The organism is Alteromonas sp. H39, assembly GCF_047556435.1.
GTDB lineage: Bacteria > Pseudomonadota > Gammaproteobacteria > Enterobacterales > Alteromonadaceae > Alteromonas.
Genome location: NZ_CP180210.1, coordinates 709,679 through 724,092, shown reverse-complemented (window position 1 = coordinate 724,092; position 14,414 = coordinate 709,679). Strand labels below are relative to the sequence as shown.

At 50.7% G+C, this 14,414-nt stretch carries 9 protein-coding genes and 1 pseudogene; 6 read left to right on the top strand and 4 right to left on the bottom strand.

The annotated features are described in order from the left end of the window. Positions 1-18: 18 nt before the first annotated feature. Positions 19-549 (bottom strand): RNA pyrophosphohydrolase, encoded by a 531-nt coding sequence (gene rppH / locus ACLBLI_RS03075; protein WP_414829699.1) that lies wholly within the window; start codon positions 547-549, stop codon positions 19-21. 282 nt (positions 550-831) lie between these two features. Here rppH and mutH point away from each other — a divergent pair, with 282 nt between their 5' ends. Together mutH and ACLBLI_RS03065 are read left to right on the top strand one after the other, a co-directional pair. Beyond that, positions 832-1,506 carry a DNA mismatch repair endonuclease MutH gene (gene mutH, locus ACLBLI_RS03070; protein WP_414830891.1) on the top strand — a complete coding sequence of 225 codons (675 nt, stop codon included), beginning with the start codon at positions 832-834 and terminating at the stop codon, positions 1,504-1,506. A gap of 255 nt (positions 1,507-1,761) precedes the next feature. After that, a complete protein-coding gene (locus tag ACLBLI_RS03065) occupies positions 1,762-2,007 on the top strand; it encodes a YfhL family 4Fe-4S dicluster ferredoxin (protein WP_414829698.1) in 246 nt (81 codons plus the stop codon). 77 nt (positions 2,008-2,084) lie between these two features. On the opposite strand, the gene ACLBLI_RS03060 is transcribed toward ACLBLI_RS03065, so the two are convergent. Then, the gene (locus tag ACLBLI_RS03060; RefSeq protein ID WP_414829697.1) at positions 2,085-3,182 is read right to left on the bottom strand and encodes a DNA mismatch repair protein; all 1,098 of its coding nucleotides are present in this window, start codon (positions 3,180-3,182) and stop codon (positions 2,085-2,087) included. An 18-nt stretch (positions 3,183-3,200) separates the two neighbouring features. Then, positions 3,201-4,706 (bottom strand): inorganic triphosphatase, encoded by a 1,506-nt coding sequence (locus ACLBLI_RS03055; RefSeq protein WP_414829696.1) that lies wholly within the window; start codon positions 4,704-4,706, stop codon positions 3,201-3,203. A 299-nt stretch (positions 4,707-5,005) separates the two neighbouring features. On the opposite strand from ACLBLI_RS03055, the gene ACLBLI_RS03050 reads away from it, so the two are divergent. Beyond that, a complete protein-coding gene (locus tag ACLBLI_RS03050) occupies positions 5,006-5,608 on the top strand; it encodes a TIGR04211 family SH3 domain-containing protein (protein ID WP_414829695.1) in 603 nt (200 codons plus the stop codon). A gap of 355 nt (positions 5,609-5,963) precedes the next feature. On the opposite strand, the gene putA is transcribed toward ACLBLI_RS03050, so the two are convergent. After that, entirely contained in the window at positions 5,964-9,764 is a 3,801-nt protein-coding gene (gene putA, locus ACLBLI_RS03045) for a bifunctional proline dehydrogenase/L-glutamate gamma-semialdehyde dehydrogenase PutA (protein WP_414829694.1), read from the bottom strand. 667 nt (positions 9,765-10,431) lie between these two features. On the opposite strand from putA, the pseudogene ACLBLI_RS03040 reads away from it, so the two are divergent. The 3 genes and pseudogenes from ACLBLI_RS03040 to ACLBLI_RS03030 all read left to right on the top strand — a co-directional run. Next, a pseudogene (locus tag ACLBLI_RS03040) lies at positions 10,432-10,932 on the top strand (cache domain-containing protein); the annotation flags it as partial. 108 nt (positions 10,933-11,040) lie between these two features. Beyond that, a complete protein-coding gene (locus ACLBLI_RS03035) occupies positions 11,041-12,072 on the top strand; it encodes a methyl-accepting chemotaxis protein (protein WP_414830890.1) in 1,032 nt (343 codons plus the stop codon). Positions 12,073-12,509: 437 nt separating this feature from the next. Further along, positions 12,510-14,222, top strand: a complete 1,713-nt coding sequence (locus tag ACLBLI_RS03030; protein WP_414829693.1) for a TIGR03545 family protein — start codon at positions 12,510-12,512, stop codon at positions 14,220-14,222. Positions 14,223-14,414: the final 192 nt, after the last annotated feature.

The following is a 14,414-nucleotide window of genomic DNA, read 5'->3' as shown; positions in this document are numbered from 1 at the left end:
TTGTCCCACCTTTTCCTCCTAGCCGCGCCTGCGCTTACGCTGACGCTTCGAAGTCTGATTTTGATGACGCTGATGGGCTGGCATTGCAGTCCCAGCAAATTCCTTCATCACACGTCGGTAGACGTCGCGTTTAAACGAGACCACGTTACGAATGGGATACCAGTAACTTACCCAGCGCCAATCATCAAACTCGGGGTGGCCGGTTTTCAGTACATCGACATCTTTTTCATTGCAGTCCAGTTGCAGTAAAAACCACTTTTGTTTTTGTCCGATACATACCGGGTTACTTCCCTGCCGAATCAGTCGTTTCGGCAATTTATAACGTAACCAGTTGCGCGTTACGCCAAGTATGGTCACGTCTTTTGGCGTTAACCCTACTTCCTCATGAAGCTCCCGATACATCGCTTGTTCTGCAGTTTCCCCGTCATCAATTCCGCCTTGAGGAAACTGCCATGAATGTTGACCATAACGCCTTGCCCAAAATACCTGACCCATTTTGTTGCAAATCACTATGCCCACATTCGCACGGAATCCGTCGGCATCTATCACGTAGACTCCCGGGCACGATAAACTTTTCTATTATCGCATTTGACCATAAACTGCTGAGCATTCAAAGCATTAATAATTTGCCTTTGCCGCGGTGCTGGCGCAGAAAAGCTGTCCAACATCAGCATTTTATGCCGGCTATGCTCTTTGGTTAGCACAGACAAAGACCAGGTACACGCCAGCCTGGACACTACTTCAGTCACCGCCGGATGACATTGCCAGAGAAAGCGTCGGGTTTCACTTACTGATATACTGGGCCGGTGCATTATTATGAATGAGGAAAGTATGCAGCCACCGCGGACTCCCCCGTCCACACCTGATGAACTGCTTGAGCGTTGCCATCAAATAGCTGGTCTGACGTTGGGCGATCTGGCATCGATGGCGAACGTCGCTATACCTGATAACCTGCAGCGTCATAAAGGCTGGCCGGGCATGCTACTGGAGCTATGGCTGGGGGCAACTGCTGGCTCAAAACCGCAACAGGACTTTCCTGAACTCGGTATCGAGCTGAAAACCATTCCGATTGACGCTGCATTAAAGCCGCTTGAAACAACCTATGTATGCTTTGCGCCGCTTTTGCCTCAGCCCGGTGTCACCTGGCAAACCTCCAGCGTCCGTAACAAACTGCAAATGGTACTGTGGCTTCCGCTTGAAGGTGACAGGCAGATACCGCTGGCGCAACGCCGTGTGGCGACAGGTTTTTTGTGGACGCCCACTGCAGACGACGACCGTTTACTGCAACAGGACTGGGAAGAGTTGACCGAATTAATCTTGCTGGGCAACGTTGAAGCGATTACCGCGCGTCACGGAAATGCGCTGCACATTCGTCCTAAAGCGGCAAACGGCAGTGTATTAACTGATGCGCTGGATGAAGAGGGAAATCGTATTAAAACCCGCCCACGGGGATTTTATCTGCGTAAAACCTTTACTCAGAATATCTTAGCCCGCGAGTTTGGTTGATATTCCAGGTGTCATTCTGGCTGTGCGCAGCCGCCGCCATCACGCTCTGTCTACACTTTTTGCTATGCCCGGCAGGTTGTACAGTCACTTCCCAGAGCCGGTTGCCTCTCGATGCTGTTGCAAACCATGGCATCGAAGCAGGACGCCTGTTGACCTGAATCAAGTCTCTTTCATTTTCACTTTGCCAGTGAAATCCGCAACTTTTACTATTCTCCTGATGACTCACAAACATACCAGTGACGGGAGAGGGAGAATATGGCATTAACCATTACCGAAGAATGCATAAACTGCGATTTATGTGTTGATGAGTGCCCGAATAACGCGATTTTCGCCGGTGATCAGATTTATGAAATCAACCCAGACCGGTGCACTGAGTGTATCGGGCATTATGACTTGCCAAGCTGCGTAGGCGTTTGCCCGGTAGAGTGTATTGTTCCTGATCCAGTGCGCAGAGAGTCACTGGAGCAACTGGCCGATAAATACGCGGCACTGCATTCCTGAAGTACCGGCATTGTCCTCCCCGCAAGAACGAGTGCTCACGACGATAAGCCGGGGAATTGGCAACGTTAAAAGCGTTGTCAGACGGTATTTTTCACCGCTGATGTTTGTTTCGCGTACTTGGCAAGTGCATCGCTGAGCACCGTGTCGGAGGGGATCCCCAGTCGCCTGGACACTTTTGAAATGCTGGTATCCGTTCGCAGCAAGACCTTTTTCGCGTACTCCAGACGATAGCTGAATACCCACATTCTGAATGATTTTTGCCTGAGCACACGCAGCGATATCGCCAGCAAAGTGGGATCTGTCCGCGCATGCACACAAAACTGTTTCAGCGTGAGGCCCAGTTTTTTGTAGAGCTTTTCATCAATAATTAGCTGTTCTGCTCGTTGGAGCGCGTCAAGCATCTCCGGTTCCGGAGCAGCGCCGGCTTCCAGCCGCTCGTAATCCAGCGGACTGGGCGAGGTTTGTCTTGGCGTCGTCAGGCCAGCCAACAGCAATAAGATCACCAGTGCCATCAACATGTGTTGAAGCGATTGCCAGAAGTCTACCGGGAAAAAGCCAAATGTCGCAGCTGTCACCAGTAAAATACTGGCGAAGCCGGCGCCAACACAGGTACCGGCAACACCAGATAATCGACGAATCCTGTACTGTCCGGTATCGACAACCTGCTCGCCAAGATAACGGTGGTAATGTTGAATGCGTTCAGCCATAAGTATGCTGTAAAACAGAACAGAAAAGCCAACTAACAGATTGACGGAATATAGTGGCCACCAGGTCACCGGACTTCCCGATGGCGCCGCCTCAAACCAGGTTTCCCGAAGCGCCACAGGAATGAAAATCAACGTTGACTGCAATAACGCAGTCGCAATGACCGGCAGCCACAACAGGCGGTGATATGTCGGCTTCTCTAAAACCAGCAGCGTAATTGCCCTATAACAACAGACCATCAGCACCGGAGCAATAAAGTCGGAAGCGCCGAGCGCCCAGACCATAGCGGTGAATTCAGTGTATTTGATCCACTCATCAAATATAAGGAGTGGCCAGAGTAATCCTGCTATCAGCAACCAGTGTCTGCCGGGGAGTTTTTCATGTGTGGCCCAGAACTTAATCACTAATACGCCCCAGAACGCGGAGGACGCCATTAATGAATAGGAGTAAATCACTGACAACGAAGTCATCTTGCGCCTTGTATTTGTTTACCAGTAAACGTCGCCACGCATTGCAACCTGCCGGGTCCTTTCCATCACTTTCAGTAAACTTTGTGTCTTTTCATCAACCCATGCTTCCAGTTCATCCTGTGCTTCCGGCTCAGCTTCTTTGAGGGTATGCCTCAGCATTAACAGCGCCCGCAGCTCATCAATGCCGGTTAGCAAATCCAGCCATGGAGCACGGAAGGTTCCCCTCTCTTCCACAAATAAATCTGCCAGTAAAAAGCCATTCCATAACGTCTGGCGCAGCAAAATCTCGATGGCCGTATAATTCGCAGCAGCCATATCGCGATTAACCGGCATGCTCTGCTGCACGGTTTGCCACCCCTGTGACAACCACCCTTTGGCATGCTCCATGACCGGCATGTCGAACCCTTTCGCCTCATTACGCCACGGCCGGTTATGCAGAATGGCCGAAGCAGACAATTTCACCGATGTGGCTGTGGTTTCAAAAAACAGGTTTTCCGGATTATGGGCCTGCAGCAACCCGGCTTTTCGGCCCTGCAGGTAACTTAGCAGTGCAGGGTGACGTGAAAGATTTTTATTGAACAAACTCTTTTTAGACAATAAGTAACGCAGGCTTTGCAGGTCATCCTGCCACAACCATTCCTGCGCATAGTTCAGTAGCTGCTTGTGCAGCGACAGCATCGCCGGACATTGCAATACCGGCAAATACAACGACACGCTTTGCAGCATCAGGCGAAGGCTCTTTGCCACTTCAGCCAGCATTTTAATGGCGCCGGTTTCCATAAATAAGTGCTCGTGACGCTGCCAGTGTGCCAGCGCACAGCGCATAGCGGCGGCGAAAGCCTCTTCGGTACTGCAATTGTTGTCCAGTGGCAGAAAATCCGGTAGCGACGCTACCTGAGCCTGAATGCCGTGCAACAATTGATAGCCCTGGGCGGCCTTAGAAACGTCGCTAAGGCGAACGGGTAACTGGTCGTTGATGATTCGTGCAATGACAAACACCATAGCAACATCACCGGATTTAAGCTCCAGCTCGATTTCATGGATGGGGGATTGTGATTTACCGGTAGTAACTTCACCTTCATCAAGTACCAGCTCAATGACCGTATCTTCGACTTTTATATCAAATGCAGTGCGGGTAAAGTGGGTGCTAAACTGACGCTCGAGATGCCCGGCTATGTGTTTGATATTCAAATCCTGCGGCCATACTGACGCATCGAAAAGGCTCAGGTCAGGCTCGTCTTTTGACAACGCCACAGTGTATTCGGCCCGCTCATGCAGCCCCCCACTCACTTTTCCGTGCGTTTTCAGGGTTTGTTCAAATTCGCCATTATTGCCTCGTACGCGAAATCCCATTTTGCGCGCCTGAAACTCATGCTCCTTCGTATCGTAATAATCATTTTGCAGACGCATTTCCGTAGCTTTGGAAACGCCCATGCCCTGTTGCTGCAGCGCCGGAATGACCTTCTCCAGGAACGGTGCCAGCGCACTTTGACGAGTGACAAATTTTAATTCAACTTCAGCCATGAAATATGCATATAAAGAGAGGTGTCCACACCTTACCCCCGTCCTTCACTTTGTGCAACGCCCTCTCGCGCCAGAAAATAAACGTCGGACACGATTTACACAGTATGTAGGCTTGGTGGTATTACCTCAGTGAAAGCTCGGGCTGAAACCCTTAGATTACGCTTGCCCCTGATAGAAAAACGCGGGAATTCAATGGTCGTTTTTCTGTGCTTCCGTACACAGCGCCACAACCCGGACTTGCCTTTACCTGATGCAACCCATACCATCTCTAATGTTTTTTCTCAGCGTATGGAATGAATATGATTCGCAGGTGGTTATCGGTCGCACTCATCGCGGTTTCCTTTCAAAGTTTCGGCTTGCAGGATACGGCTAATATCGAGGCGTCCTCTTCACACTATATCCGGGATGATCTTTTCGTCTTCTTACATGCCGGCCCCGGACGAAATTACCGTATCTTAGGTTCAATCGAAGCCGGCACCCCAATTACTCTTCTCAATACTAACCGCGAAGAAGAATTCAGCGAGGTAAAGGATAACGAGGGGAGAACCGGTTGGGTGGAAACCCGGTACGTTAGCAATAGCATTTCAATGGCGGAACAACTGCCTCTGTTAAGTGAGCAGTTGGCCGATAGTCAGGCCAGCCTGCAAGCAGTAAGAAGTGAAAACACACAACTTCGCCAACAACTGAGCGAGGCACGTCAGACCGCAGCGCAGTTGACGCAGCGAACAGAAGAGCAAGCGAAAGAGATCACGACACTTTCATCGAAAATTGAAAGGGCAGATCAGGATGAGCTGTTTCGCTGGTTTACTCGCGGCGGGATGGTAGCGGGAGCCGGGATTTTGCTTGGTGTGATCCTGTCGTATTTACCGAAAAAGCGTAAGCGCGGCGACCAATGGATGTAGGTGCTTCCCTACTGCTCTGACATTACCCTGACTCAGCCAGCGTCCTCGCTGGCTTTTTTATGGCATGCATACTGTGAACAGGTCTCATCGCGTTGGTAACCGCATTGATTATTTATGTAAAGGGTACGGCGGGCACAACTTGCTGTCGCCAGGCAAGTAACACGTTAAATCAAAAGCCGCACAGAAGATCCCGAGCCCAGATAGCGGGTTTTGGGCAAAGTTTGTCGGTCTTAGTGTACGCAGCAGCACCGGCATTTTTCTAAACAACAAAAAAGCCCCGCATCAATGCGGGGCTCTCGCGTACTAAGTGGCGTGAATGCTTCATCATATGACGAGGCAAAAACGCAATCAGTTATTACTCATCATCTTCCACCAGCGTCATCAGCGATGTGTTACCGCCTGATGCCGTAGTATCGATACTGATGGTTTTCTCTGTCATCAGTCGCTGGATAAGCTTATCGTTATACTCGGCAGTAATAACCGGTAAGATTGCTCCTTCGCGAGATGACAACATCGCCGTAATGCGGGCAGTACGTTCCGTACTGGAGTCGACAACCACGCCCGCCAGGTTTTTGTCCATCAATAACGCATCGAAATAAGACAGCTTGGCAACCTGGAATACACCTTTGGGCGCACCGGTTAATTCGAAGTTTTGCTGGAATTCCAGCGCTTCTTCATAGAACTCTTCCGACACGACCGAAACCACAACGTTACCCGTTGCCAGCGCCGTCACAATGGATAGCGTCCAGTATTCAAACGTCACGTCTTTATCGGCGAAACAGACCAGAACGCCCCGAGGCTCAAGGTAAAGTTTGTTGGACTCACCTGTTGGACCAGGCAATTCAGTTGGTTTTGCCAGTCTGCGCTCGATAGAGGTCAGTTGCTGTCGAGACGTTGCCAATGTCCTGTTAAGGTCATCGGCAAGCTCTTCAACAATATCGACCTTCGCGATTTTTGCCAGCAACTGACGAACCATAGATATACGATCGTTCAGCGCTTTGTGTCGCCACTCAGCCTCAACCTTCATGGCGTTTTTCATCATCGATTCCGCTTCACCGGAAACCTTTTCGTCACCAATAAGCGCTGTATCTTCTGCGTCCACGTCTTCAACTTTAGACGGCTTCGGTGTAGCACGCTCCATCATCAGACGCGTAAGGTAATTTGGTCCACCCGCTTTGGGGCCGGTTCCAGACAGGCCGCGTCCGCCAAAGGGTTGCACGCCAACAATCGCACCAATCATATTGCGGTTGATATAGACGTTACCGGCACGACTCTTAGCTGCCAGCTCGTGACCACGTTCTTCAATGCGCGAATGGACGCCCATGGTCAGCCCATAGCCTGTCCCGTTGATTTGGTTTAACACCTCTTCCAGTTGCTTGGCCTTAAAGCGCACAATATGTACAACCGGGCCAAACACTTCTTTTTCCAACACATTAATGTTGTCTATCTGGTAGAGCGTTGGCGGGAAATAGGTGCCATTTTCTGCCACTTCCGGCAATGCCGCGCGGTACAACAGCTTACCTTTGCCTTCCATGTATTTCTCATGGTCAGTCAGTGACTTATGGGCTTTACCGTCAATCACCGGACCAATATCTGTATACAAATACGCCGGATCGCCCACTTTCAGCTCTTTCATTGCGCCTATTAACATTTCAGTCAGTTTGTCAGCAATTTCTTCCTGTACAAACAGCACCCGAAGTGCTGAACAGCGTTGACCGGCACTTTGGAAACCTGAATGCACTACATCATCAACCACCTGTTCCGGGAGGGCAGTGGAATCCACAATCATGCAGTTCTGACCACCGGTTTCAGCAATCAACGGCACCTGCTCACCGCCCCGGTTAGCCAGTGTCTGAGAAATCAGTGTCCCGGTTTGTGTGGAACCGGTGAACATTACCGCTTTGATGCGTTCATCAGGCAGTAGGGTCTCACCCACGCCTTTTCCTGGTGAAATGATCAATTGCAGCGCATCTTCCGGCAGGCCGACTGAGTGCATAATATCTATCGCGCGCTTGGCGATAATACTGGTCTGCTCGGCAGGTTTTGCCAGCACCGTGTTCCCGGTTACCAGCGCCGCTGCGACCTGTCCCATAAATATCGCCAGCGGAAAGTTCCATGGACTGATACATAATGTCACGCCACGGGGCAGTAAACGCTGATCTTCAGCAAGCTCCTGTCCTCGCACTGCGTAGTAACGACAGAAGTCGACAGCTTCGCGCACTTCATCAATGCTGTCCTGAGCCACTTTACCGGCTTCGCGCACACAGATGGCGATAAGCTCAGCCATGTGACGCTCCAGTGCATCGGCAGTGCGATTAAGAATTTCCGCACGCTCCTCAACAGGGCGTTTTGACCAGGCCTGGAAGCCATCACTGACTTTATCCAGTGAGGCCAGCATTTCTTCCTGCGTGGTATAGACGTGATAGCCCACGATGTCACTGTGATTTGACGGACTTCTCACAGCCGTGCCGTTTTCGGGGATGTCGCTTTCATCTACCCGATAGAAGTCTTTCCAGCGAGACAGCTCATGCTGCAACGCATGTACAGCATTGACGTCTGTCAGGTCTAAACCGCGAGAGTTATCACGTTCCGGCGCGTACAATCCGCGCGGGGTTTTAATCAGTTTGTTATAACGCACTTTCAGACGTTGAGTTTTCTCAACCGGATCTTCCAGCAGTGACTCAACCGGCTTTTCATCGTCTACTATGGCGTTAACAAACGATGAGTTTGCGCCGTTCTCCAGCAGGCGACGAACCAGATAGGCCAGCAAATCTTCGTGCTCACCAACCGGTGCATACACCCGGCACTGGATTTTATCTTCGGTTACTACCTGGTCGTATAACGTATCCCCCATGCCGTGCAGGCACTGGAACTCGAACCCTTCTTTATCATCACCGGCAAGTTCAATAATTACCGATGCCGAGTAAGCATTGTGCGTGGCGAACTGGGGATAAATGGTATCGCGATAATCCAGCAGGCGATTGGCACAGGCGTGATAAGACACATCGGTTGACGATTTACGGGTAAAGACAGGAAATTCTTCCAGCCCTGCCTGTTGCGTCAGTTTAATTTCGGTGTCCCAGTACGCCCCTTTTACCAGGCGCACCATCAGGGTTCTGCCAACCCGTATTGTCAGCTCGCGCAGCCACTCGATGACGTGGATCGCGCGCTTTTGATAAGCCTGAACTGCCAGACCAAAACCCGTCCAGCCCTCCAGATCTTTATCGCTGAACACTTCCTCGATGATATCCAAAGACAAATCCAGACGATCTGCTTCTTCAGCATCCACCGTCAGGCCAATGTCATACTCTTTGGCCATCATGCACAAATCTTTCAGGCGCTTGGGGATTTCTGCCATGGCCCGTTCGCGCTGCAGAAATTCAAAACGCGGATGAATTGCAGAGAGCTTGACGGAAATACCGGGAGAACGCTTTGGACCACGCCCCTTTGCCGCCTTGCCGATTTCTTTAATCGCTTTCACATACGCGTCATAGTAGCGGTCAGCATCCTTCATCGTGCGGGCACCTTCGCCCAGCATGTCATAGGAATAGACGTAACCTTTCTTCTCTTTCTCTTCGGCGCGCTTTACTGCATCCTCAATGGTTTCGCCCATTACGAACTGACGGCCCATAACCCGCATCGCGATGTTCATTGCGCGGCGGATAACCGGCTCTCCAAGACGCCCAAGGGTCTGTTTCAGCAGGCCGAACTGTTCTTTTTTGCGCTTGTCCGCATAGTTAACCATGTTACCGGTTAGCAGCAGGCCCCAGGCCGAAGCGTTTACAAAGAGTGATTCAGAATTGCCAAGGTGGGGAGTCCACTGGCCTTTTGACAACTTGTCACGAATAAGCTCGTCTTGCGTTTCCTGATCCGGTACCCGCAAAAGTGCCTCAGCCAGGCACATCAGCACCACACCTTCGGCAGTAGACAATGAATACTCGTGCAACAAGGCATCGACGCCACCATGACCTTCCTGATCACGGCGTATTTTTAACACCATTTTTCTTGCACGTTCCCATGCCTTGCTTCGGGCTCTGGGGTTGACCTCTGCAATCGGCAGGATCTGGTCAATCGCCACCGACTCGCTGATTCGGTAATAATCGCGAATACGCTGGCGTAAGGGAGTCGTTGTATAAAGATCGTCGTTAGTGAGCATTGCAACCCTTATGAATTAAAACTGGAAAACAAAAAACCTTTGTATAAAAAATCTTCATTATCGCCACATTGGCGACGAATTCGGCAAATAGCAAGTAAAGTCGAAGTCGCTTACGTATTGCGCTTTAGTCTCTTTATAACTACCTGTACCTGCAGAAGATCACGATAGCGCTGATCCGGCGCGGATACTAGCACACCCCTATCATCCGCCAACCCCCTTTGTGTCAACTTTTGCGGGCAGTTGATGATTTTGCAAAATAACGTTTTTTTTGACTGGGTTTGGTCGCTTAAAAAGGTGAAATTAACGCAAATAACGCCTTTTCAGAAATTCTTACTACACTGTTAACAGGTATCAGCCCAAACCGGTATTCAGTAGAAATACCTGAAGGCAGGCCTGTGTACATGCAGATGTCCAATATTTGACCTGGCGATAAAACGGGCGGCAACAGCTCTGGTGCGGGCTAACAGGATGCTGTGCCATGATGGCGGCGCGGCCTTTTATGTTAGTCACTCATGCCAGGCAATGTCCCAGGGACTGATACTGATACCGTGCACACACTCGCTGTATGAAGTAGAGGCAATGCCGTGGCGCGCTTGTGCGCGCGTTGGCAAGGCAGGTGCACGTTACTATTTGGTGTCAGTTAACAACAATAAAAGAGAGGTATGGCATGCTTTGGTTGCGCCGTTTCAGCCTGACTCAACGACTCACGTTTATCACCCTATTGATGGCTATTATTCTGACTCTGCTCACTATTTTAGCGCTCAACCGCCATCACGAGGCATTGCGCCAACAAGCTTTTAGCGAAAATCAACACCTGGTAGAAACCGCGCACAGCGTGGCCGCCGCGTTTGCTCAGCGTGTATCGTCCGGCCAACTGTCGGAGGAAGAAGCAAAAAGCCGGGCACTTGAGACTATCGCCACACTGAGATACGACGATAACAACTACTACTGGGTGCAGGATGATTTACCCCGCATGGTGATGCACCCTATGCGAGCCGACCTGGACGGTCAGGACCTGCGAAGTTTTGAAGATGCCAACGGTAAGCGCTTTTTCTCCGAAATGGCAGAGGTGGTTCAGCAACAGGGAGCGGGCTTTGTTGAGTAGGTCTGGCCCCTGCCTGGCGAAACAGAACCTACCGAAAAAATTTCTTATGTAAAACAATTCAAACCCTGGGGCTGGACTATTGGTTCTGGTATCTATTTAACCCGCCTTGATGCTGAATACTCTCAGCTAAGAAACCTGTTTATTGCTGCCAGCATCGTCAGCATTTTGCTTGTGGCTGGGCTGATGGCACTGATTGGCGGTAGCGTCGTGCGTCCGGTTCAGCAGGTCACAGAAAGTATGAAAGACATTGCCAAAGGAGAAGGCGATCTTACCCAGGCACTACCTGAAGATGGTGCAGATGAGATGACGCGACTGGCGCGCTACTTCAATGAGTACACCGAGAAAATGCGTCACTCTCTTATCGCCGTTCGTCGCACTCTGTCGCAGGTAACAGAGCAGGCGAATCAACTTGATAAGGCAAGCAGTGCCAGCAATGCCCAGTCACAATCTCAGAGCCAGAATACCTTGCAGGTTGCGGCTGCAATGGAGCAGATGACAACACAAATCCAGGACGTCTCGCAACATGCCGAAACCGCAAATCAGTCTACCGAAGAGGCCCGTAACCATATTCAGCAAGCTGCCAAAGTGGTTGAAGTTGCGGTAAATGATATGCGCGACTTGAGCACAGAAATCGAGTCAGTGAACAGCGTAGTAGATGCTCTGGCCAGTCAGTCGCAAAGTATTGGCTCGGTGCTGGATGTCATTCGGGGCATTGCCGAGCAAACTAACCTTCTGGCACTGAACGCCGCCATCGAAGCCGCGCGGGCTGGCGAACAAGGCCGCGGCTTCGCTGTGGTGGCCGATGAAGTGCGCACACTGGCCAGCCGCACCGGACAAAGTACCGATGAAATTCAGGTAATGATCGAAAAGCTTCAAAGTGGTGCCAGCGCAGCGGTAAGCGCAGTAAAAAACAGTCAGGAAGCCGCTGTCGGAACCAGTGATAAAACGGCTCATGCAAACCAGAGTCTGCAACGGGCTGATACATTAATGAATGATATCGTGTCGATGAACAGCGAAATTGCCACTGCCACCGAGCAACAAGCCGAAGCGGCGAAAGAAGTGAATATGCGAATAAACGATCTGTCTGGCTCCGCCGACCTGAGTCTGTCTTCTTCACAGGAACTGGCCAGGACCAGTGAAATGCTGCGAAAAAGTTGTGAGGCACTCAAAGCCATCACCGATGGGTTTAAACTGGAAAGGTAAGGGTGTCGTAGTATCAAGGCACGCGCCGCATTTGTCTGGCTATGTCACGGTTGCATTACTGCAAGAGTGATCAGTTTTGTAACGTTGCCGGTATACCGGAAAAGGGTTGCGCTGTACTGGCACCCACCTTTGTCATAGACTAACTGCTGAGCCACTGGGGATTGGGTGGGGATCTGGCCACTTAGCGTCAATTACACAAAGACACGCTGAAGTCACGCTGCTTACTCCATCATTGAATGTAAGCAGCTGTCGCCAGTTTTCCGTTCACAGGGTGCATTGTCAGCAGTGTTGTGGTTCATTGTTGGGTTACTGCCTTACTACGGGTAAGCCACCCGGCGGTGACACCGTGCCTGTGTTTTTAAACCGCCACCACGTATAGCGCAAATTCTCATGAGCGTTGGCATAAACAGGTTGCGTGAACTACAAGGAGTGAAGGTATGAGCAGTAAGGGGTTTCGTCGTCGCTACATCGTACTGGCGGCACTGGTGCTGATTATTCTCGGCTATTGGATTTTCGCCAATACCATTATCAAAAGCATTCTGGAATCTAAACTTTCAGAGTCTTATGGCGCAGAGGTCGATATCGCAGAGTTCGATCATAGTCTGTTTCCGGTTGAAGTAGAAATGCACGGAATCGGACTGACAGACGCCGTTCATCCTGAACGAAACCAAGTTCTTATTGGTACCGCGCAAGCCGACGTTGAACTGATGCCGCTGTTATCAAACCGCGTGATCGTTAATAACCTGAAGTTACTTGAGGTACAGTTTGACCAGCCTCGGGAAACACCCGGCGAAGTGTATCGTCAGCCGACCAATTCTCTCTCTTTTGACGAAATAAAAGCCAAAGCGCAGGACGCGGTGCCATCGGTAGATGAGCTGCTGGCCCGTAATCCGTTGAAGACCAGCGCTGCTGTTGAAGACGCGCAAGAAACGTACTCACAGTATTCAGAGGGTCTTAAATCCGATTATGAGTCACTGCCTGATAAAGAAAGACTGGAGTACTATAAAACGCAGATCAATCAGCTTAAAGAAACGGATTACAGCGATCCACAGGCATTACTTCAGGCTAAGGAAACCCTGGATAAGCTAAAAGAAGAAATTCGCCAGGATAAAGCACTTATCGGTAACTTCACCGAAAAAGCCAAAGAAGCCAAAACAGCATTGGCAGGCAGTGTAGAAGCACTGAAAAATGCCCCCAAACAAGATTATGAATTACTCAAAGGCGTCATTGCCGGTGATCAGGCGGCGCTTGAGCAGGTTACCCAGTTTGTGTTTGGCGAAAAGGCGGCTGAATATACCGAATACCTGATGTCAGCGGTTCAAATCGTGCTGCCACTGCTTCAGGGTGAGGAAGGTGTACAAGAGGAAAGCGGCGACCTGCCCTCTGTTCTGGTTCGTCAGGCTGACGTCTCCGTGAAGTGGAAAGAAGAGTCTATTACCAGCGTCTGGAAAAATATCACGAATACGCATCCTATCGTCGGCGAGCCGACCACATTTACTATTGCCGCGGCAGGCGAGTTGTTGAAACAGTTTGAATCGAGCGGTCAGTTCTGGATAGACAATGACGGTGTGGATGCCAGCCAGCAATGGTCGCTGGCCGGTGTGAATCTCTCTGATATACCGTTCAGCCAGAACGAAAAGCTGAATGCTACGCTCACTCGCGCCCTGATGCAGACAACCGGATCTATGACCGTGGAAAACAACCTGTTATCCGGAACCGGTACCGTTAATCTTCGTGAACTGGCGATGCAAGCGACGGGAAGCAATGACATCACTACCGCGATTGCTAAGGCACTCCAGGGGTTATCCAGTCTGTCGATGGACATGAGTTTAGCGGGTACCTTATCAGACCCGGATTTTGGCATCAGCTCGGATCTTGATAATCAACTGGCGCAGATGGCACTCACGCAGCTGACTGCCTCGCAACAGGATAAACTGGACGAACTCAACGCCAAGCTTAATGCCATGGTTGCTGAGCAACAAGACGCTGCGTCCGGCCAGCTTGTTGACATTACAACCATGCTAAATGCGGCTCAGGGCGACACGGCCCAACTGGATGAACTGCTGAAAACCCAGTTGTCCAGCGTCGTCGATAAGCAGAAAAACAAATTGCTGGACAAGCTGAAAGGCAAACTTGGCAATAGTAACTAGACCATACGTGTGCTTCCGAAAACGCTCCCTGCTAAAGTCACAGGGACCGGACTCAGGAGCACACATCAGCCTTACCAACACGGGTTATTACCCGGGCAGTCCGGTAGCGATTACCTTATTCTGGTGGCCTCTGGTGCGCATAAACTTGGCCAGACCTTTCCTTACCCTTTGCAATAGTGTTCTGGCACGGCA

What these genes read in the sequence shown, in the direction of transcription:
- mutH (WP_414830891.1), top strand. Translation starts at nt 832, where the DNA reads ATGCAGCCACCGCGGACTCCCCCGTCCACACCTGATGAACTGCTTGAG.
- ACLBLI_RS03065 (WP_414829698.1), top strand. Translation starts at nt 1,762, where the DNA reads ATGGCATTAACCATTACCGAAGAATGCATAAACTGCGATTTATGTGTT.
- ACLBLI_RS03060 (WP_414829697.1), bottom strand. Translation starts at nt 3,182, where the DNA reads ATGACTTCGTTGTCAGTGATTTACTCCTATTCATTAATGGCGTCCTCC.
- ACLBLI_RS03055 (WP_414829696.1), bottom strand. Translation starts at nt 4,706, where the DNA reads ATGGCTGAAGTTGAATTAAAATTTGTCACTCGTCAAAGTGCGCTGGCA.
- ACLBLI_RS03050 (WP_414829695.1), top strand. Translation starts at nt 5,006, where the DNA reads ATGATTCGCAGGTGGTTATCGGTCGCACTCATCGCGGTTTCCTTTCAA.
- putA (WP_414829694.1), bottom strand. Translation starts at nt 9,764, where the DNA reads ATGCTCACTAACGACGATCTTTATACAACGACTCCCTTACGCCAGCGT.
- ACLBLI_RS03030 (WP_414829693.1), top strand. Translation starts at nt 12,510, where the DNA reads ATGAGCAGTAAGGGGTTTCGTCGTCGCTACATCGTACTGGCGGCACTG.